The organism is Streptomyces sp., assembly GCF_035563135.1.
GTDB lineage: Bacteria > Actinomycetota > Actinomycetes > Streptomycetales > Streptomycetaceae > Streptomyces.
In genome coordinates, this window is record NZ_DATMVN010000785.1 from 33,775 (window position 1) to 55,579 (window position 21,805).

A 21,805-nucleotide genomic window follows, 5' to 3' on the forward strand; every position below is an offset into this window, starting at 1 on the left:
CAAATTCCTATTCTCTCTATTGACCTGCATGAGACGAGTCCTTCCGGCTGGTTTCCTTGACGTTGAGAATTTTCCGGATCAGAGCGTATGGATCCCGGGAAGATTGCCCCCACTCCTTGAACACGGAGGCCGATTTGCCTGGACATGGGAGGCAGATCCCGATGGCCGGCACCGCCAGGCACGAGGTCGTGCCGGAACCAGGTCAACTCCATCGTCACCGCCGTTCCCCTGCCTCCAAGCGCTGGCGCCGTGCTTGCAGCACGCGAGAGCGCCTGGCCGATGCCGCTTGCCCGGCCACAGCCGAATCATCGTCCGAGGGCACGCCGTCACGGATCAGCGTTGCCTGCGCCGCCACCGTGGTGTGCGAGAACAGAGCAACAACCGAGAGCCGCACCCCCGTATGCCGCTCAAGGGCGTTCTGAAGCTCAAAGAGCTTGACCGAGTGGCCGCCCAGATCGAAGAAATTCACTTCGATCGGAACGCCTTTCCGCTTCAGTACCTCGGCCCACGCGGCGGACACTCGTCCAGTCGTGTCGTTCGTGGAGACGGCGGCTACATCCTCTGTCCGGGAGTCCAGACAGGTTTCTGCCAGAGTGCTGAGGCGTTTTCGGTCGATTTTGCCGTTGACAGTCACAGGAAACCGATCGAGCACGTGAATCCAGTTCGGAACCATGGCTTGCGGCAGCCTGCGGGCCACGTGCTCGCGGATTAGGTCTGGAGAAAGGTCAGGAGGCGACAGGACGAACCCGACAAGCTGGGTCCGCTCCGCGTTCGTCACCGCGACGGCGTCGCTGACCCCTGGTGCAGTACGCAGATGAGCCTCGACTGCGCCGAGCTCTATCCGATGGCCACGGATCTTGACTTGTTGATCGCGGCGGCCGAGGAATTCCAACTCACCATCGTCGTTCCACAGGGCGAGGTCCCCCGTGCGGTACATCTTGGCGCCCTCGACGTCGGTGAAAGGGTCGCCGATGAAAGCCTGGGCAGTCGCTTCAGGGCGGCCGAAGTATCCTCGCGCTACCCCTGTGCCGCCGATGAACAACTCGCCGCTTACACCGCGTGGGACCGGCTCCAGCTCCTCATTCAGCAGGTATAGGCGGACACCAGGCACCGGCCCGCCGATGGATATCGGTCCAGGGGCCTCGTAACGGCGGAAGCTAGCCCATACAGTGGCCTCGGTCGGGCCGTACTCATTGACCAGGGCGACTGTGCGGCCGAGCAAGGCGAAATGGCGTTCCATCAATGCCTCAGCCAGCGACTCGCCGGCCACGATCACCGTATCCAGCGCATCCAGCCGCCTGCCCTGCCGTTCCGCCGCGTCCAGCAGTGCGCTGTAGAGGAGCGGTACACAGAGCAGCCGGGTCACCTGCCAGCGTTCCACCAGGTGGGCCAGCCGCTCAGGATCGCGGATTTCATCGGATGCAGCTACGACTAAGCATCCCCCCGCGGTCAAGGTCCCCCACACCCCGGCAACCGAGGAATCGAAGGCCAAGGGGGACACAAGCAAAAAGACTGGAGCGCCGGGATACACCCTGCGGCGTGCCCAAGTGGAAGCGGACAGCTGACTGTGCTCGACCAGGACGCCTTTGGGCTCGCCGGTGCTGCCCGAGGTGTAGAGGAGGTAAGCGGCGTCATTGGGTGTCACCGCGACTGCTGCCGCAGTGGTCTCTTCTTCTTCTCGGGCGTCCTCCGCTCGAATGACCGGGCATGTGAGCGTGGGCAGTCGGGCAGACGTGCCGTCCGCGACGATCACGGCAGACACGCCCGCGTCAGCGAACACATCAGCGATCCGCTGATCAGGGTGGGCCGGGTCTGCCGGGACGTACGCGGCACCGGCGTACAGGATTCCGAGCACGGCGGCAATCATCGCGTTCGAAGGTTCAACGAGCACACCGATTCGCTCGCCTCTGCCCGCACCTGCCGCACAGACAGACGCTGCGATGTGCCTGGCCCAAGCGTCGAGCTCGCCGTAGGTCAGCTCGGTGCCCCTGCTCCGAACGGCGACCCTCAGCGGATCACTGCCGGCTATCCGGGCCACGACCGCGTGGACCGGGCTGAGCTCCTCGTGTGGAGCGTTCGACACAAAGTTTTGTTCTGGCAAGGTCATCAAAATTCCCACACTAATTCTCGGCTGATGCTGCTCGGTTCATGGCGTGCCAACAGGCCAAGGACGACCTCGGCTTGCTGCCCCAGCGTGCGGTCGGCCAGCATCGCCCGGGCGGGGGTCTGAACGCTGAGACGCTGGTCGAGCTGGCGGGTAAGAAATGTGATCAGCAGTGAATCTCCCCCCCGGCTCGAAGAATTCGGAGTCGTCACGGAGATCGGCGTGTCCAAGCAGTTCAGTCCACAACCCGGCTAGCGATGCCAGCGGATCAGGGACTACCGGTATCAACTCGCGAAAACAGACTGCATTCCTACGGACAGGAGCGGTGGGCGAACATGAGTAGTACACGCTCATCGGTCGGTCACTGAACTCCGCTCAGACAGGAGAGGATTCACTCTGGCATCCGTTCACCCCAGCGTCAATGCCGCAAGAAGGGCCGGCGAGGCGGCGCGCAATATATGTCCAGAAGAGCGCAATAGCTGTCAACCGTGCTTTGCTGGCGGCGCTTGACGTCAGCTCGCGGGCATTGCTAGCCTATTTCGATATTCTGTCACCGGAGCGGTGTTTGATTCCCGTATGTTGTTCATAATCCGGCGAGCCACAAAGGAAGGATTCGGTGCGCGAGCAAGAAGATCAAAAATCTCAACCATATCGCGAAGATATGGACGGACTGGAGAGCTGGCAGGGGCTGTTGCATGAGTTCTTTACCCAGTCCAACTCCCAGAACGCACGGATACAGGCACTGAGGGAGTCCTTCGACCGCACTGCCACCGCTCGTCGGAACAGCACGGCCGACGACTTCTTCAGCCAGATGATCAGTCCCCGACTCCGGTCAGCCGACTACACCGAGGACGAAGTCTTCGCCAACCTCCTGCTGCTCATCGACGCGGGGCAGGCGACTACCACACACCTGATCGGGAACGCGGCCCTCGCACTGTTGAACAACGACGAGCAGACTCGGCGGCTGCGCAGAGATCCTGAGCTGATTACGCCCGCCACACACGAACTGATGAGATACGACAGTTCGGTCCAGTTCACCACTCGGAAGGCGCTCGCTGACATCGACCTCGGTGAGCACCTGATCCGAGCTGGCCAGTCGGTGACCCTGGTTCTTGGTTCAGGGAATCGTGACCCCCGCCGCTACACCGACCCTGACATATTGGATGTCTCCCGACCGGCTGCTGACCACCTGTCGTTCGGGCACGGCATCCACTACTGCCTGGGCGCCTCACTAGCTCTCACCGAGATCGACGTCGCGCTGCGGGCGCTGCTGTGTCGGACCACCAACTGGAAGTGCGAGGTGGCGCAGCCCGAGTGGCTCGAAAGCATAAACTTCCGCTTCCTTGCATCCCTTCCGGTCGCTTTTGAGGCAATCGCCTGAATGTGGCATTCGTCTCGGCCGGAGGGGAGCTCCTTGGGACATGATGTCGGCGCATTACCGCTGCCGGAGCAGCAGCTCACGTTGGTCCGGAGTTGTGAGCCGGGCGACAGCGGGCCGACCCGTAACGCCGTCGGACGGTTGACCTGCGGGCTGCCTCTGAGAAGAGAGCATTCTCTCCGCGCCCTCTCCGCCGTTCTTGCCGCGCACCCGGTGTTGCGCAGTTCGTTCGAGTTGCCGGCCGAGCCGGCCCCTGAGCAGGTGTTCCACCGTGAGGTGGTGTGCAGCCCGGCATCGTCGACCTTCGCATGATCGCGGACGCCGACGCCCGGGGCGCGTTCTTGAGGATGCCGTGCAGCAACTGGCGGACCACCCGTTCGACCTCGGTCGGGCACCGTTGCTGCGCACAGCGGCTTTCCAACTGGACGACGGCGGTCGTTCGTCAAATCCGGCGATGGTGTGGTTTGGCGGCAGGTCAGGCTGGTCGTAGGTCGGTGGTAGGAGTCAACTGGCTTGGTGGTGGCTGACGTTGACCGCTCGCCGTCCGTGTCCGCCTGCGCGGGGCCGTTGGAGGAGTGCGCGGCCCGGTTCGGTGACCTCTTCTTCAGCCTGGCCCAGCGGCGGGGATTTCGTGAGTACCTGACCGGGCTGCCGGCGCCGCGGGAGCGGGACCGGGCGATCACCTGCTTGGAAGGGGCGGAGCCGGTCGCCGGCGCGGGGATGCCCGGGAGTGCAGTTCTTCTTGTCCGAGTCGCCCTGGGAGGCCGAGCAGGTCAACGACCGGCGGCTTGAACTGCCGCGCAAGCAGCCTACAACTGCACGCACAGCCGTATACGCCCGCCCACCATTCGCCCGCGGCCGGTCCGACCCGGCCTTCCGCACCAAGCCGCAACCGTCCGCCACCCTCGCGGCCCGGGCCGACAGCCCTGCGGTGCCGCCCTGACCTGCAACACCACTTGAAGAACGGTGGTGTCTGGAGCGTGCCTCTCACCACGCTACGGAAGCCCTCTTTTTCCTCGATGCCGGTGATCGGCAGATGGGGCACCCGACTCATCGACGCATGGGCAGCAACACAGATCCCGCAGCGGGCAATATCTGTCAACTGCCCAGATCGGAGAGGACATACATTGCTCCACAGAAGACCTCACACCCTCGATCCGGGAGTTTGAGGAATCACAGTCATTGGACCAGAAACGCGAGATCAGCATCTCTGGCGGACTGAATCTACTTACCTCTTGTGATCTCTGTATGGGGTCGCGGTTCTGGGGTCGCTCGGATAAGGTTCTGGAGAACGATGAATTTTGACGGGGCATTGCTCGAAGACTGGATGCGCGACCACTACCATGACGCTGCGATAGACATAGGGTCGAGTGGGGTTCTTGACTACTCGTTCGAACAGGTGCGACAACTCGCCGGCATCGAGCCCGGTGATTTGGACCAGATCGTTTTCCGGGACAGTCCGTGCCTGGGCCGGGACGACCTGCGCGAGGCTGTCGCCTCGCGCTGGGGGGACGGTGACGCGCGCAGGGTGATGCTTACGCACGGCGGCAGCGAGGCTATCTACGTCGCGCTCCAGACCCTCCTTGAGCCAGGTGACCAAGTCGTCGCCCTGCACCCGGCTTACCACTCGCACGTATCCGTCGCAGAGTCCATGGGGTGCGAAGTTCTGCGCTGGCGGCTGCGCGAGGAGGACAAATTCCGGCCTGACGTGGAGGAACTTGCGAGGCTCGTCACTGCGCGCACAAAGGTTATTGTGGTCAACTTTCCGCACAACCCGACCGGCGCGACGCTCGACCCTGCTGGTTTCCGTCGCCTGCTTGAGATTGCTGACAATGTTGGTGCCTATCTCCTGTGGGACGGCGCTTTCACGGACCTGGTCTACGATGAAGCACCGCTGCCGGACCCCGGACTGACCTATCCGCGCGCTGTGTCGATCGGAACCTTTTCAAAAGCTTTTGGTCTACCCGGCATGCGTTTCGGATGGTGCATGGCCGACCCGGAGCTTCTGCGGGCGATGACCAACCTGCGCGACCGCATCACCCTCAGCCTCTCTCCGCTGATCGAGTTCATTGCGCTGCGCGTCGTGCGCCGTGCAGAAGCCTTCATCGCTCCCAAGCTGAAGAACGCCACAGAGAACCGGCGTCTGTTGGCCGACTGGGCCGCGCGGCACGAGGATCGTGTCGACCTCCCGCTGCCCCTCGGCGGAGTGACAGCATTCCCGCAACTGCGCCCGTGGCGGGACACGACCGAGCTTTGCCGTCGGCTGGGAGAGACCAGCAACATACTGCTCGTCCCCGGCCGGGCATTCGACCACCCGTGCCGCGTCCGGCTCGGTTTTGGCGGCGATCGCAGCCAGCTGAGCAAGGGTCTGGACATTTTGGGCGCTGAGTTCGCCGCGAGCGCCCAACCGTGAGGCAGAAAGGAACGCTGAAGAACATGCAGAGCATTGAACTGTCGGACATTGAGTTGAAGACAGTCAACGAATTACTGGCCTCGATCACGGCGAATTTCCACTCGGTCAGTGACCCGGAGTTCGTCCGGCAGTGCTCGGTGTACGCACACGAACTGCCGCAGCGGCTGCGGGCTGAGTTGAACGCGTTCCGCCTGGAGGCTTCCGGGGGAGTGCTGTCCATCCGCGGCTTCCGGATTGACGACGTTGCTGTCGGGCCCACTCCCGAGCACTGGCGTACCCACGTCGGCCGGGCGTCCACGCTCCCCGCGGAGGTGTACTTCATGCTCTGCGCATCCCTGCTGGGCGACCCCATCGCCTGGGCGACGCAGCAGGACGGCCGGATCATGCACGACATCTTTCCGATCAAGGGTCACGAAAATGAGCAGCTTGGCTCGGGCAGCGAAGAACTGCTGACCTGGCACACCGAGGAGGCGTTCCACCCGCTGCGGGCCGACTACCTCGGCCTGGCCTGTCTACGCAACAACGACCGGGTGGCAACGACCTTCGCCTCGGTCGACGACCTCGAGCTCACCGTTGAGATCAGGGACTTGCTCTGTCAGGAGCGGTACCCGATCAAGCCCGACCGCTCGCATCTGCCCCACCACGGCGAAGAAAGCCGGGAGATGTCGAAGCGCGAGCGAGAGCTGCTCTCGCGCAGCTATGAATGGATCATGGCCAAGGGCAGTAAGCCCGACCGAGTCGCAATCCTCTTCGGCGACCGCGAAGCACCCTATCTACGCATCGATCCATTCTTCATGGAGGACGCATACGCAGTCCCGGACAGCGCCCGCGCAATGAAGGCCATCGTCGCGGAGGTCGATCGCAACATACGAGATTACGTGCTCGAACCAGGTGAACTGCTCTTCCTGGACAACTACAAGATCGTGCACGGCAGGGTGCCGTTCACTGCCCGCTTCGACGGCACGGACCGCTGGCTCAAGAGGCTGAACGTGGCGCGCGACCTGCGGAAGTCGCGCGATCGCAGAATCAGCCACGACGCGCGAGTGATCCATTGACGATCTACAGCGCCTCGGCCCTCGCGGCCGGACGGACCCTACCCGGAAACGACTGGGAGACGTCAGTGTCGACTACCCAAGACTCTGCGATGCAACCGAAAGACGGCCAGGACCGCCGCGTTGACATGGATTTCCCCCTTTCCCTGGCACAGGAGCGGATCTGGGTCTCCGAGCAGCTCGCCGATGCGGACTCGCACTACGGGACCCCGGTTGTGTTCGCCCTGCGCGGCGAGCTGGACCCCGGGCTGCTTGAAGTGGCTCTGACTCATATCGTGGAACGGCACGAAGTGCTGCACTCTGTGGTGTCCATCGCGTCTGGCTCGCCCCGGTTCGTCGTCGTCCCCGCACGCTCCGTAAGACTCGATCCACAGGATGTGGCCTCGGAGCAGGAGATGACTGAGCGGGTGAGCGCCGCGACGGCAGTTCCGTTCGACCTCTTGCATGGGCCGCTCGTGCGGTTCGGCTTGTACCGCCTTGGTTCCGCGGATCACCGCCTGCTGGTGGACATACATCACCTGATCTTCGACGGAGTTTCGGCCGGCGTGTTCGTCCAGGAACTTGCCGAACTTCTTGCCGCGGGGGCCGAGGGCCGCACACCTGAGCTCCCCGTGCTGCCTTTCGCCTACGGGCAGTACGCCGTTGCGCAACGTCGCTCGCTCGACGAGGGCCTGTTGGCCAGTCAGGTCGAGCACTGGTGTACCCAGCTCAGGGACGCGTCCTTCGCACTTGAACTGCCCACCGATTACCAGCGCCCCTCACGCGTGAGCTTCCATGGCGCCAGCCACTCCTTTACATTTCCGGCTTCGCTGGGCGTCGAGATCGCGGAGGCGGCCCGCCGCTGGAGCGTCACCCCCTACGTGGTCATGCTCGCCGGCTGGGCTGCCGTTCTCGGCCGTTACTCAGGCCAAGAGGACCTGCTGGTGGGCACCCCCATGGCCGGCCGGACCGAGCCGGGCACCGAGGAATTGATCGGCATGTTCGTCAATGTCCTGGCCCTCCGGGTACGCCCAGAGCGAGATCAGGCCTTCCACGGCCTGGTCAACCAGACACGCCGGGCTTCCATCGAAGGTCTCGCCTATCAGGAAGCGCCGATCGAGAAGGTCATCGAGCGACTTCGTCCGCCACGCGACCCGAGCCGCAATCCGCTGTTCCAGACGGCATTCATCTACGACGAGGCGCTTGAGGAGTCCATACACGCCGCGGGACTGACGATCGAGGGCGCCGCACCGCCACCGCGCACCGTCAGCAAACTTGACCTGAGTATCGAGGTCGTTGAGCGGGACGGCCGGCTCGAAGCGGAAATCGAGTACGCGACCGACCTGTTCGCGCCGGAGACGATCCGCCGCATCGCAACGCACTACACCACCTTCCTCGCCAACGCGGTCCGCTCGCCGAACCGACCGCTGTGCGAGATTCCACTGGTCTCAAAGGAAGAGCACGCTCTGTTGGTAACGCAGCAGAGCGGAGACGGCGCATCATACGATCCCGTCGTCCTCCCCTCGCTCTTCGAGGCCCAGGTCGCGCGGCGCCCCGACGCATGCGCGGTCTCCTACGGCGAATTGCGGTGGAGCTACCGACAACTCAACGAGCGGGCCAACCGGCTTGCCAGAGCTCTGATTGCCCGTGGAATGGGACCCGAGAAGCTGGTGGGGGTCGCGTTGCCCAGCGGCCCGCTCCTCGTCCTGGCCATCCTCGCGATCAGCAAGGCGGGTGCCGCGTTCCTACCGCTCGACCCGGCCTATCCGACCAAGCGAATCGAGTACATCGTCGGCGACGCGCGTCCCGCGCTGCTGCTGACCGATGCCGCCGGCGCCACGGCCCAGCCCTGGACGACGCCGATCCTGGTCCTCGACGAACAGCAGACCGGGCGTGACACGGGCGCGGACGCGTCGAACCTCTCCGACGCACAGCGGTCGCACCCACTCACCCTCGCGCACCCGGCATACGTCATTTACACCTCCGGTTCGACCGGGACACCGAAGGGCGTGACGGTCACGCACGAGGGTCTCGCTGGGCTGTCCGGCGCGCAGATCGAGGCATTCGGCGTACGGTCCGACAGCAGGGTCCTGCAATTCGCCAGTCCAAGTTTCGACGCCTCCGTCTCGGAGCTCTGTATGGCCCTGCTCAGCGGCGCTACGGCGGTGTTTGTCCCGGGTCTTCACGACTTCGTCGGGGGCTCGTTCGAAGCAGCGCTTGTCCGAGAGGCCGTGACGCACGTAACCCTGCCGCCCTCGGTACTCGCCTCGCTTTCCCCCGACGAGGATCTGCCCGCGGATCTGACCATCGTGGTAGCCGGGGAAAGCCTGACCGCCGACCTCGCCGCACGCTGGTCCGGGCGTTGCAGTATGTTCAACGCTTACGGACCCACCGAGGCCACGGTGTGCGCAACGCTGATCGGCCCGCTGACGGGGAACGAGGGGAACGAACCGCCCCCCATCGGCCGGCCGATCGCCGGCACCCAGATCTTTGTTCTGGACGAGAGCCTGCGGCCGCTGCCGGTGGGCGTGGCGGGCGAGCTGTACCTTGGCGGCGCTGGGCTGGCCCGCGGATATCTCAGCCGACCCGACCTCACTGCGGCCAGGTTCGTTGCCTGTCCCTTCGGTCCGGCCGGGGGGCGGATGTATCGCACCGGAGATCGGGCCCGCCGGCGTGACGACGGGAATCTTGAGTTCGTCGGGCGCCGGGACGACCAGGTCAAGATGAACGGCTTCCGGATCGAGCTCGGCGAGATCGAGAACGTGATCGCAGCGCACCCAGATGTGGAACAGACCGCCGTGGTGGTACGCGAAGACAGACCGGGGCTGCGGCAAATCGTCGCCTACGTAGTGGCCCAGGCGCCCAACGAGGAGATCCTCGCCCACGCTGCGTCACAGCTGCCCGGTTACATGCTCCCGTCTGCCGTGGTGTGCTTGCAGCACCTGCCGTTGACCACGAGCGGCAAGGTGGACCGGCGTAACCTGCCTGCTCCGGATGATCGGACATCCGTCACCGATCGCAGTCCGGGAACCGCGCGCGAGCAGCAACTGTGCAGGCTGATCAGCGAGGTGCTGGACCTCGCTGCGGTCGGCGTGGACGAGAGCTTCTTCGAACTCGGCGGCCAGTCTCTGCACGCGGTGCGTCTGCTGAGCCGGATCCGCAGTGTCATGGGTGTAGAGATCGGTATCAAGGCCCTGTTCCAGGCGCCTACCGCGGCGTTGCTCGCGGCGCAGATCGACTCTGGTCAGATCGCCGTCATCACCCGGCCGGCACTCCTCCCGAGGGTCCGCTGACCCACGGCGGGCGCCGGATGACTTCCGCGTGGGCGGCTGGGACCGCACAGAGCAGTAGGGATCTCAATGACTGTGTCAAGCCGTATGCGTGACCGATCGGACCGAGGGGCGAACGTCGCCTGTCGGGTCACCAGCGATGCCCGTAGCGCTCAATCAGCTGTCGGAGCGTCCCGGAGGACCGGGCGATCCTTCCTCCTGAGCCATCAAGGGCAAAGCGCCATCAGCCACATCCGATCCTCCCGTACCGCCAACATTATTTGGGACCAGTCATGATCCCTCTGTCGTTCGGGCAGCTCGGACTGTGGTTCATCCATCAGATGAATCCGGGCAGCGCGATGTACACCCTGCAGCTCGCTTCGCGGCTGACGGGGCAGCTGGACAGCACGGCCCTGGAGGAGGCATTGCGAGACGTCGTGCAGCGACATGAATCGCTGCGCACGGTAATCCGGGACCGTGAGGGCATGCCGCACCAGGTTGTCCTAGATATCTCGGAATGCGAGGTGAGACTGGAGTACGAGGAGCTTGCCGAGGAAGAGCTGCATCAGACGATGCACGAGTCCTCGGAACACCCGTTCGACCTTGTGTGCGACCTGCCCCTTCGGGCATGGCTGTTCGCACTAGGGCCGCAGGAGCACGTGCTGCTCATCTCGATGCACCACATCGTCAGTGATGGCTGGTCGTTGGGGCCGCTCACCCGAGACCTCGCCCGGGCCTACGAGGCGCGGCGCCGTGGTGCCGAGCCGAATATGCCGCCGCTGCCTGTCCAGTACGCCGACTACACGCTCTGGCAGAGGCAGTTGCTGGGCCGCGAGGAGGATCCGGACAGCCTGGCATCGAGACAGCTCGCGCACTGGCGTTCGGTGCTCGACGGCATGCCCCAGGAACTGCGGTTGCCGGCGGATCACCCGCGCCGACCGATGTCCGACTTCGCCGGGGGCACGATCGAGTTCACCCTCGACGCCGATCTGCATAAGGCACTGGTCGAGGTCGCCCGCACCGAAAAAGCGACCATGTTCATGGTATTGCAGACCGGGTTTGCGGCGCTGCTGAGCAAGCTCGGTGCGGGCACCGACATTCCGATCGGCTCACCCGTGGCTGGCCGCATGGATGATGCGCTGACCGATCTCATCGGGTACTTCGTCAATATGCTGGTATTCCGCGTTGACGTATCCGGCGACCCGAGACTGCGAGACCTGGTCAAGCGGGTCCAGACCGTCGCCCTTGATGCCTACGGCAACCAGGACATCCCCTTCGATCGCCTGGTCACGGCACTCAATCCTGCCCGCTCGCGGACCCGGCACCCGCTTTTCCAGGTCATGCTCACCCTGGAGAGCGACGCCGACGCCGGGCTCAAGTTCGACGGATTGACCGACGTGCCTTTGGAGATCGACGGCGGCAGCTCCATGTTCGACTTGGCGTTGAGCCTGCGGGAGAACTTCGGCCCGGACAAGGAGCCGGCTGGGATGGATGTGTTCCTGGAGTACCAGCTCGACATGTTCGAACGGGAGACCGCACAGCACGTGGCCGACGGTTACCGGCAGATGCTGGCCGCTCTTGCCGCGGACCCGGATACGCCGATCAGCGCAGTCGCCTTGCCCATGAATTCGGCACGCATATCGAGTTGAGCGGCCGCTGACGAATGAAGACAACTTACCTAGGAGAGTGAAAGCAGTGGCGAATCCATTCGAGGATCAGGACGCCGTGTACCTGGTGCTGGTCAATGCTGAGGGACAACACTCGCTGTGGCCCGCCGCCATCACTGTGCCCAAGGGCTGGACCGTAGTACACGGCGAAGCTGGGCGAGAGGACTGCCTGGAGTACGTGAAACGGAACTGGACGGACATGCGGCCCAGGTCCCTGGCCGAGGCAACAATCTCTTGAGGGCCCCTTGGTGTGGCACCGCCGCCCGACCGGACCCAAAGAAACCATCACCTAGTCCTCGTGCCGGGACCTGAAACCAGCACGCGCGGAAAGAGGCGCAATGAGCGATGTAGTGGTCTCCGGCGAACGAGAACGTCGAGGCAAACGCAGAAGGCTGCTGACTGACCGACACTTCGCCTGCTTATTGGCCGCCCGGCTGGGCTCCAGCATGGCCAACGGCTTCCTGCCAGTTGCGGAGAGCTTCGGTATCCTCCACACCACTGGTTCTGCGAGTGACCTCGGCCTTGTCCTCGGAGTTCAGGCGGCGGTTTCGCTCGTCCTGTCGCTGTTTGCCGGCGTCGCGGCGGACCGCTTTCCGCGTGCCGCGTTGCTCATTGCTTCGTCGATCGTACGCCTGGTCGCGGCGGCGACCTTGGCCATAGGACTACTCACGCATACTGCGACCCTCGGCTGGTTCTTCGCTCTGGCAGTCATATACGGCGGCGCTGACGCGCTATTCGGTCCGGCCAGCATGGCGATCATGCCGGACGTCGTTGCGAAAGAGGACCTGGACGAGGCCAATGCGTTGGTCGGCACTTTTTCCTCGCTGGCTTGGACGGTGGCCCCTGCGGCGGCAGGAATGGTCGTGGCGGTGTACGGTTCGGGAGCCGCTTTCCTGGTGGAGAGCGTGCTGATGCTTTTCGTTACTCTTTGCCTCATATTCGCCAGGATCCCCGCTGGGAGCGAAGCCGAGCCGGATCGCAAGAGCGGGACGCTCGCGCAGCTGGGGGAAGGATGGCGTGAGTTTCGAATGCGCCCCTGGCTATGGCTGCTTACCTTGCAGTGGACGTTGTTCTCGCTGGTCCTGCTGGCTCCCCTCGCGGTCCTCGGCCCGCTGGTGGCCGACACCTATCTGGGCGGTCCCGCAGCTTGGGGTGTCATCGGCACCTGCATGACCATCGGCGTGGTCTGCGCGCAGTTCACCGCCGGGCGGATCAAGCCGAAGCGGCCTGTGGTCTTCATAGCGTGGCTGCCACCGCTGATCGTCTTCGAAACGTTGGCCCTCGGCTCTGGCGTGCCGACGGCGGTGGTGGCGGGTGCCGCACTGCTCTCCGGCTGCGCGATCGGCCTGCAAGGGGTGTTCTTCCAGACCCTCATGCAGCGAGCCGTACCGAGCGCCGTACTCGGCCGGGTGGCTGCCTTCGATTTGATGGCCTCGGAGATCGCCCAGCCGGTCGGCTTCGCCGTAGCAGGCCCACTGGGCATCCTGTTCGGCCTACGCCCGGTCCTGGTGGGCTGTGCTGTGGTCGCAGTGGTGGGCACGGCACTGTTCGCCCTTGCCCTGACCAGGGTTGAGCAACCAGAACTACAGGTGCAGGACGAGCCGGACGATGCCGGGCTCCGCAGGCGCGCCATCGAACCGCACATGCCAGCCGGCGGCAGTGAGGCGTCGGTCAGCTGAGCGGTATTCGACCGCAGACGAGCCTTGACGAAGCCGGACCACCACGGCACGAAGGAATCAGGAAGATGATTTATAAGGACAGATTGGCCATACCCGGTCCGACCCCGCTGCCTCCCGCGGTCATCGCGGCGGCGACGCATCCAATGGTCGACGAGCGTACCGTGGACTTCGCACGCATATTCACACGAATCATCGACGGGCTCAGGCAAGTGCTTGGTACTGCGGGGGACGTGCTGGTCTTCTCGTCAAGCACCACCGGTGCGTTCGAGAGCGCGGTGCAAAACCTCTTCAGTCCAGGGGAAAAGGTACTCGTGGTGAACAACGGTGCCTTTGGAAGGCGCTGGGTGGCGCTATGCCGCGCTTATGGCCTGGAGACCGTCGTGCTCGACGTCGAGTGGGGTTGCGAGCCGGACCCTGCAGTTGTCGAAGCCTGCCTGGAGGCCGACTCGCAAATCGTCGCGGCGATCGTCGTACACTGCGAGACCTCCACAGGCGTCGTCACGGACCTCGAGGCCATCGGGCGCGCGACCCGCAGTGTGCTGACGGTAGTGGACTCGGCCTCCGGGGTCGGCGGCTGCGAAATGCAGGCCGACGCATGGGGGTTGGACGTCGTGGTCGGCGGGACTCAGAAGGCGCTGATGGCGCCTCCGGGGGTCTCTTTCGTCTCGGTCGGTGAGCGCGCCTGGCGCCGGCACGCCAAGGCCAGGCATCTGCGGTACTACTTCGACTGGACGATCACGCGTGACAGCCTGAACCACTCCATCCCGCGTACCCCCTGGACGCCGGCGGTCGGAGTGCTGCTCCAGCTGTCTGCGGCGCTCGAACAGGTACTCGCTGAAGGCATGGAGCGGCGCGACCGGCGGCATTCGGAGCTCGGCCGGATGGCCAGAGCGGGCTTGCGCGGCCTCGGACTCCGGCTGCTGACCCCAGAAGCGGCGCGCAACGGCATCGTAACGGCCGCGTTCACACCGCCCGGAATAGGCGCGGGACCTCTCGTCGATGCGGTAGTCGAGCACACAGGCGTCCAACTGGCCACCGGCAACGGAGAACTGGCCGATCAAGTGGTACGGGTCGGTCACTGCGGCCACACCGACCCGCTCGACCTGGTTACCGCGCTGGCCGCGCTTGAGACCGGGCTGGCGGCCCTTGGCGCCCCGGTGCTGCCGGGCAGTGGCGTCACACCCATCGTGAAGCTGATGGCAGAGCAGGTTGACGCAGCTGCGAGCCCCTTGACGTCGACGTCGCCTAACCCAGAGGAGTCTGCTGCGTGAACGCCGCCGTTCAATCAGCACGTAACGATGCGCCGAAGCTCATCCCGCACCTGCTTGAGCAGCATTCAAGGGTGACGCCGCACGCTTGCGCCACCGAGGACGCACAGCGGGCGCTGACCTACGCCGAACTCGCCGCCGAAGCCGAGCACATGGCGGCGCGCCTGGCGGAGGCGGGAGTGCTTCCCGGCGATCACGTCGGCGTGATGATGCGTCACTCCGTTGACCTGCTTGTCGCGATTCTCGGCGTGCTGCGTGCGAGAGCGGCCTACGTGCCTGTCGACCCGGACTACCCCGACCAGCGCAAGAGTTTCCTCGCGGCAGACTCCGGTATCAAGATTCTCATCGTGGACGGAGCGCAGGAGGGGCCAACCAACCTGCCCGTCACGGTGCTTGCGCCGGACCGGGGCCGCTTGCCTCCCCGTCCGGGCGCCCCCGCAGCCGCGCCGGACGATCTGGCCTGCGTGATCTACACCTCAGGTTCCACCGGAGCGCCCAAAGGCGTCATGATCACCCATCTCGGCCTGGCGAATCTCGCAGCCGCCGCGAGTGCCGAGTTCGGCATGGGACCGCGTGATCGCTACCTGATGCTGGCCGCCGCCGCATTCTCCGCCTCACTCGAGGAGCTGTTCCCCCCACTCGTACAGGGCGGGACATGCGTGTTCCCGACCGACCGGGCTGCGCTCTCCCCGGTGGAGGCCCTGCTCGACTTCCTCACCGCGCACGACGTCACGCTGCTGGAGATGCAGACCGCGCCCTGGCACCTGCTGGTTCGCCACCTCGTGGACACCGGCGGGGCACTGCCCCCATCGCTGCGCCTGGTCGTCATGGGAGGAGACCGCGCCATGCCCGAAGCCGTCCAGCAGTGGAACCGCTTCCGCCTTCCGCTGGTGCACGTCTACGGGCCGACCGAGACCACTGCGACCGCGGCATACTGGAGCGTGCCGCCCGGACAAGCACCCAAGGACGGGGTGTTGTCCATAGGCGATGCCATCGCCGGAACCCGAATGTTCGTCGTCGACGAGCGGCTCGAACTTGTTCCCGCAGATGCCGAGGGCGAGCTGCTCATTGGTGGTGACTCGCTGGCACGCGGTTACCTGGGCAAACCCGACGTCACCGCGGAGCGGTTCGTCGCCGACCGCTACTCGGGGATCCCGGGGGCCAGGTTGTATCGCACCGGCGATCGGGTACGCCGTCTTCCCGACGGTCGGCTGCAATTCCTTGGACGCGTCGACCAACAAGTCAAGGTGCGTGGATATCGCGTCGAACCAAGCGAGATCGAGGCTGCGCTCGACCGGCACCCAGCGGTGCGTCAAGCCCTGGTCACGACTGGTCGAGACGCCTCGGGTGAGCAGCGTCTGATCGGCTACGTGACTGCTGACCGGGACACCGTGAGCGGCGGTGAGCTGCGTTCCTTCCTCACCGACGAACTGCCGGCCTACATGATCCCTTCAGCGCTGATCCGGCTGAACGATTTCCCGCTGACGACGCATCGGAAGATCGACCACGCGATGCTTCCACAGCCGCCGAAGCGTCGGCCCGACTTGCCCACCGAGTTCGTGCCGCCGACAGGTGAAATCGAGCGGCGCGTCGGCGCCGCCGCGGCGGAGCTACTGGGACTCGACGAGATCGGTGTGCTCGATAACCTGCTTGACCTGGGTGGGGATTCGCTGTTCATGTTGCGGCTGATCAGCTGGATCCACAAACACTTGGGCATCAGCCTCGGTTTCCGTGAAGTCTTCGACGCGTATTCGGTACGCGGAGTGGCAGCGCTGGCCGACGCGAAGGCGGACGTCACGGCGGTGGGTAAGCCGGGCGGTGGCTGGTGACCATGCTTCCCGACCTACCAGTGGCAGTGCTTCCGGAACCGGAGCCCGCCGGTCTCATGACAGCGCTGCATGCTTCAGGCGTTCGACTAGCTCCGTTAGCCCGGGCTCAGGGCTTGATCTGGACCGGCGAGCAGCCCTCGGTGCTGGCAGCTGCACTGGAGTGCGCGCCGTCGGTGCGCTGGGTTCAGCTGGCGAGCACCGGCGTCGAAAGCTACCTGCCGCTCATGGATCAGAAGATCCGCTGGAGCCGGGCCGTGGGCGTCCAGTCCGAGCTGGTAGCTGAACACGCCCTCATGCTCGCGCTGACCGTGCTGCGTCAGGGCACTGCCTCCGTGAGGGCCGGCGCGTGGCTGCCTCGCCCCGCCATCGGGCTGACGGACGCCGAGGTCCTTGTGGTGGGCGGCGGCGGCATTGCCCGGGCACTGCTCGCACTGCTGCGCCCGTTCAGGGTCCGCGCCAAGGTGGTATGCCGCGGCGGCGCCCCGATGGCGGGCGCCGAGGTCGGCACGCCCGATCGCCTCGACGAATGGTTTCCCGAGGCCCGTGTGGTCTTCCTCGCGGCGCCACTGACCGCGGAAACGGCCGGTCTGATCGACGCAGTCAGACTCAGGTCCATGCGTCGGGACGCGTGCCTGGTGAACGTGGCGCGCGGCGGGCTCGTCATCACAGATGACCTCGTTCGTGCGCTGACCTCCGGGTGGATTGCCGGCGCGGGCCTGGACGTCACCGACCCCGAGCCGCTTCCTCCGGAGCACCCGCTGTGGTCCCTTCCCACCTGTGTGATCACCGCGCACTGTGCGGGCGATCTGGATTACGCACTCGGACCCTTCGTCGACCTGGTCCGGCGCAACATTCGGCGACTGGCGAACGGCCTTGAGCCGATCGGCCTGGTCGACCGGGAACTCGGTTACTAGCCGACTGTCAGGAAGAGCGGGACATGATGACCGAGTCAACCACTACTCCGAAGACCACGCACCCGACCGGAGCACCCATGGGCAACCGACAGATCGAGAGGATCTCCCTCCTGCAGGAGCAGATCTGGATTGCTGAACAACTCGCTCCGGGCCGCAGCGTTTACGGAATACCGATGGTGATCCGACTGCGTGGCGCGTTGGACACGGAGCTCGCCGAGCGCTGCGTGACCGAGATCGTGAGTCGGCATGAGGTGCTGCGCTCGCGGGTGGGCGAGGAGAACGGTGAAATTTACCTGATCACAGATCCGCCGCAGCCCTTCGCGCTGCCTGTGTTCGACTTTCGCTCCCGGCCCGACGAATGGCGTGTGTTCGTCGAGACCGCCGCTCGCGAGCCCTTCGACCTTGTGCACGGTCCGCTGTTGCGGGCTGCTGCGCTACGTCTTGAGGATGACGCCTACGTGTTTTTCCTCAACATGCACCACATCGTTGCGGACGGTTGGTCGCTGCGTCTGTTCTGGACCGAGTTCGCCGCGCTCTACGCCGCATGGCACGCGGGCGGTGAGCCCGATCTGCCTGACCTCACCATGCAGTACCACGACTTCGCCGCCGAACAGCGGCGCATCACCGAGGACGGCGGGTACAGCAACGTGCTCGACGCGTGGGCTCGGGAATTGGCCGGTGCGACGACGATCCTCGCGCTGCCGGTCGATCACAGTTCAGGAGCGTCCCGGGACTACCGGGGGGATGCGTTCACGACAGTGGTGCCAGAGCAACTGCGGGCCGATACCTACGTCTGCGCCAAGCGGCTCGGGGTCACGCCCTTCGCGATGCTCGGCGGTGTGTGGGGCGTGCTGCTGGCCCGCTGCACCCGTCAGGACGACCTGCTGATCGGAACACCTCTGGCCGGCCGGACCCGGCCCGAGTACCAGTCGCTCATCGGGCTGTTCGCCAACACCGTGCCCTTGCGACTGCGGCTGGACGCGGACGTGTCCTTCGCCTCCCTGGTCCGCGAACTCCAGCTGAGTACTTTCGACGCGCTCTCCTCACAAGACGCGCCTTTCTCCGAGCTTGTCAAACGGGTCGACTCCCAACGGACCTCGCGTGAGACCCCGCTCTTCCAGACGATGTTCTCCTTCGAGCAGTCCACGGAGTTCGAGGCCACGCTGCCGGACTGCGCGGTGACGGAGCTATACGAGTTGTCCAATGGCGGGGCCCGGTTCCGTCTCAGTCTCGGAGCTGTGGACGCGCTGGGGGAGCTGAGCCTTCAGTTCGAATACGACAGTGAGCTGTTCGACCCGGGCACCATCGAGGCAATGGCCGAAAGCTACCTGGCGCTGCTCGGCGAGGCCGTGTCCCACCCCGAGCTCCCACTGGGAGCGCTTCGCACATCGACCGACGCCGCGCCCGATCGGGAGCTCACCGGCCGACCCGTGCCGGGGGACGAGCCGGCCACCCTGCACGCGCTGTTCGAGCGACGGGTCCGACAGAGCCCGGATGCACCGGCGATCGAGCGTGAAGACGGTACTCCAGTCAGTTACGCACAGCTCAACAGCCAGGCCAACCGGCTCGCGCGGCATCTGCGTCAGCTAGGCCTTCGCACGGGCGAGCGGGTGGCGCTCGCCTTGCCCCATGGCTCCTCCTGGCCGTCCGCCGTGCTCGCCGTGCTGAAGGCGGGCGGGGCCTACGTCCCTGTGGCTCCGGACGCGCCCGGCAGCCGCAAGGCCCACGTCCTCACCGAGACCGCGCCCCGCTTGGTGCTCACGGTCATGGACCTTGTCGAGGACTTTGCCGGGGCCCACCACGTACTCGCCCTCGACGATCCGGAGGTTGCTTCCTCGATCGAGGCCCAGACCGATGAAGATCTCGAGGACATCGCCGTGGCAGCCCGTCAGGTCGCCTATGTCCCGTTCACCTCCGGCTCGACGGGAGTGCCCAAGGGCACCCTCGTCACCCATGTCAACCTGACCGCGTTCACCCGTGCCGCGGTGGACACGTTCGATCTGGGCCCGGAAGACAGGATGCTGCAGCTCGCCGCGATGACCTTCGACGTACATGTCGAGGAGCTCTTCCCCACCTGGCTGGCCGGCGGGTGCGTCGTCTTTTTCGATGGCGTGCTCGGCCGGACCAGCCCGGAGGAACTGCTGCACCTCCTCGGAGAGCGCGAGATCACTCTATGTGAGCTCCCCACCGCCTACTGGATCGAAGTAGTGCGCCTGATCGACCCGGCTGTTGTCCCCATTCCGCAAACCTTGCGGCGAGTGCTGGTCGGCGGCGAACGCGCGCCGATCGAGGTCTACCAGCGTTGGTTGGACTTCGGGATTCCGCTCACCAATGTCTATGGGCTCACCGAAACGGCGGTGACCAGCACGACTTACCAGCCCGGTGCTGACTTCGACCGCGAGGCGCTGCCGATCGGACGACCAATGCCGCACGCCGCCGTCTACGTGCTCGACGCTTTGCTCGCACCGGTTGGACGCGGCGTGCCAGGAGAGATCTACCTGGCCGGCCCCGGCATCTCCGACGGCTTGCTCAACCGGCCCGAGCAGACCGCCGAGCGCTTCTTGGCGGACCCCTTTGCGGCCGAGCCGGGCGCACGTATGTATCGCACCGGCGACCAAGGCCGATGGACTACCGAAGGTGACCTCGAATTTCTCGGCCGCGTGGACCGTCAGCTCAAACTGCGCGGCCACCGGGTCGAGCTCGCCGAGATCGAATCGGTGCTCGACGGCCATCCGGACGTGGCGCGCAGCCTGGTCGTGCCTCGGCGCACCGAGGCTGACCCAGCGGCCGAGCTTGAGCTGATCGCGTTCCTGATCGGTGCGTACGCCGACGAGGCAACAGTCGCGGCGTACGTTCGTACCCAGCTTCCCCCACACCTGGTTCCGGCTCAAATCTCAGTAGTGGAACGGTTCCCGCTCACCTCGCACGGCAAGGTTGACCAAGCAGCCTTGCTCGCGCTGCAGAGCCGCGAGCGTGTCGTCCCCGAGGAAGCGCAGGGCAGCGAGCTCGAAGTCAAGGTCGCGGAGGTCTACTGTGAGGTACTCAAAGTACCGACGATCGACCTGCGGACGGACATCTTTGCGCTGGGTTTCCACTCTCTGGCCGCGCTGCGGCTCGTTTCCCGCCTCAAGAGTGTGTTCACGGTGCAAGTCCCGATTGCCGAGTTCTTCGGGGACTCCTCAGTCACCAACGCCGCCCGCCTGATCGTGGCGGCGGGGGCCGACCAACCAGTCGGCTGACTGACCGTGAGTGAGACGACCGCCACCACCACGAGCCGGAGGGCCTTCCGCATGCTCTGACCAGAGGCTTCACAAGCCCAGCTCGAATCAGGCGTGGCGACCCTCACTGCTCGAACATCCCGGTGGACTCGACCTGAGCCGCCGGGGCCGTTGGAAAGGAATTACTGACTTCTTCGGGTTGTTGCCACGTCGTGGGTGAGGCTGAGTCCGGTGCCGGCAAGACAGTCGTCGATTCGTTCCGCTTGTCCCGGCCGAACCGCAGATCTGCGATTCCTTTCACCTGTTTCTGTTCCACATGTTTCGCGATGACTCATCATGTGAAGAGCGCGGTGCTCGGAAGCTGTCGCTCCTGGTTCAAAGTCCCAGAGAAGTCCCAGAGAATCCGTCACACCCCACCCCACCTCGTATTTGTGCAGGTCGGAAGGGGTGTGACGGTGTTTCTTCTGGCGGAAGCACCTCCCGTACGGATAGTCGGCTACCACGACGGTCCTTTCGGCCTGAGCCCCGAGCTACTGGATGAGAGGTTGTTCTGGATGGGGCACCTCTACTCCTGTGCTGAGGGTGGAGCCGGTGGGCTGATGTTCGGACCCGGCTATGCCTGGGCGGAACACCGGGCCTACCAGATGCGTCTGTGGCAGCGGGCCGACTGGCCCGTCTGCACCATCCCGCCCGCTGAGGGGCACCAGCTCCACGTTGTCCACCGCGCCGTTCCTGGCGAGGTGGGGGTGGACTACCTGGTGGACCATTCCGACTGGGAGCAAGCCGAGCTGCTCTCGCGTAACGACGGGCACTTCATGAGCCCCGGACTGTCCTGGCCGGACCTGGTCGCTGCTGCGGACAACGGTCTGCCTGGCGGCACCGTCGCAGACCTCCATGCCCGCTTGTTGCTCCTGCCGCCCGCCTTCGGGGACGCCGCCGCACCGCCGGAGGCCGTCGACCGCCTGGCCGCAGCGTTGCTTGCCCGCCTGGGCTCGCAGTCCGCAGCGCCGCTCGCCACGACCATGCTCGAAGCTC

General features: G+C 65.2%; 13 protein-coding genes and 2 pseudogenes. 13 read left to right on the forward strand and 2 right to left on the reverse strand.

Annotation, left to right across the window (positions count from 1 at the left end; genetic code table 11):
* Positions 1-214 precede the first annotated feature (214 nt).
* Together VN520_RS34995 and VN520_RS35000 are read right to left on the reverse strand one after the other, a co-directional pair.
* A complete protein-coding gene (locus tag VN520_RS34995) occupies positions 215-2,107 on the reverse strand; it encodes a non-ribosomal peptide synthetase (protein WP_325750976.1) in 1,893 nt (630 codons plus the stop codon).
* The gene (locus tag VN520_RS35000; RefSeq protein WP_325750977.1) at positions 2,107-2,334 is read right to left on the reverse strand and encodes a phosphopantetheine-binding protein; all 228 of its coding nucleotides are present in this window, start codon (positions 2,332-2,334) and stop codon (positions 2,107-2,109) included. The genes VN520_RS34995 and VN520_RS35000 overlap by 1 nt, the downstream gene beginning before the upstream one ends.
* A 386-nt stretch (positions 2,335-2,720) precedes the next feature.
* Between VN520_RS35000 and VN520_RS35005 the strand changes: the two genes are divergently transcribed.
* The 13 genes and pseudogenes from VN520_RS35005 to VN520_RS35065 all read left to right on the forward strand — a co-directional run.
* On the forward strand, positions 2,721-3,485 hold the full coding sequence (locus VN520_RS35005; RefSeq protein WP_325750978.1) for a cytochrome P450: 765 nt from the start codon (positions 2,721-2,723) through the stop codon (positions 3,483-3,485).
* Positions 3,486-4,011: 526 nt separating this feature from the next.
* Positions 4,012-4,398, forward strand: a pseudogene (locus VN520_RS39775) (IS701 family transposase); the annotation flags it as partial.
* A 378-nt stretch (positions 4,399-4,776) separates the two neighbouring features.
* Entirely contained in the window at positions 4,777-5,895 is a 1,119-nt protein-coding gene (gene vioD / locus VN520_RS35015; protein ID WP_325750980.1) for a capreomycidine synthase, read from the forward strand.
* Between the two features lie 23 nt (positions 5,896-5,918).
* Entirely contained in the window at positions 5,919-6,950 is a 1,032-nt protein-coding gene (gene gntD, locus VN520_RS35020; protein WP_325750981.1) for a guanitoxin biosynthesis L-enduracididine beta-hydroxylase GntD, read from the forward strand.
* Positions 6,951-7,039: 89 nt separating this feature from the next.
* Entirely contained in the window at positions 7,040-10,219 is a 3,180-nt protein-coding gene (locus VN520_RS35025) for an amino acid adenylation domain-containing protein (RefSeq protein ID WP_325750982.1), read from the forward strand.
* Positions 10,220-10,488: 269 nt separating this feature from the next.
* Positions 10,489-11,844: a condensation domain-containing protein gene (locus VN520_RS35030; protein WP_325750983.1), complete on the forward strand. Its 1,356-nt coding sequence runs from the start codon at positions 10,489-10,491 to the stop codon at positions 11,842-11,844.
* 46 nt (positions 11,845-11,890) lie between these two features.
* Positions 11,891-12,100, forward strand: a complete 210-nt coding sequence (locus VN520_RS35035) for an MbtH family protein (protein WP_325750984.1) — start codon at positions 11,891-11,893, stop codon at positions 12,098-12,100.
* A gap of 100 nt (positions 12,101-12,200) precedes the next feature.
* Entirely contained in the window at positions 12,201-13,541 is a 1,341-nt protein-coding gene (locus VN520_RS35040; protein ID WP_325750985.1) for an MFS transporter, read from the forward strand.
* Positions 13,542-13,606: 65 nt separating this feature from the next.
* On the forward strand, positions 13,607-14,812 hold the full coding sequence (locus VN520_RS35045) for an alanine--glyoxylate aminotransferase family protein (protein WP_325750986.1): 1,206 nt from the start codon (positions 13,607-13,609) through the stop codon (positions 14,810-14,812).
* Positions 14,809-16,638, forward strand: a complete 1,830-nt coding sequence (locus tag VN520_RS35050) for a non-ribosomal peptide synthetase (protein ID WP_325750987.1) — start codon at positions 14,809-14,811, stop codon at positions 16,636-16,638. Before VN520_RS35045 ends, VN520_RS35050 begins: the two co-directional genes overlap by 4 nt.
* 113 nt (positions 16,639-16,751) lie before the next feature.
* Positions 16,752-17,552 (forward strand): NAD(P)-dependent oxidoreductase, encoded by an 801-nt coding sequence (locus VN520_RS35055; protein WP_325750988.1) that lies wholly within the window; start codon positions 16,752-16,754, stop codon positions 17,550-17,552.
* Positions 17,553-17,629: 77 nt separating this feature from the next.
* Complete coding sequence (locus VN520_RS35060) at positions 17,630-20,791, forward strand: amino acid adenylation domain-containing protein (RefSeq protein ID WP_325750989.1); 3,162 nt, start codon at positions 17,630-17,632, stop codon at positions 20,789-20,791.
* Between the two features lie 578 nt (positions 20,792-21,369).
* Positions 21,370-21,805: pseudogene (locus VN520_RS35065) on the forward strand (hypothetical protein); the annotation flags it as partial.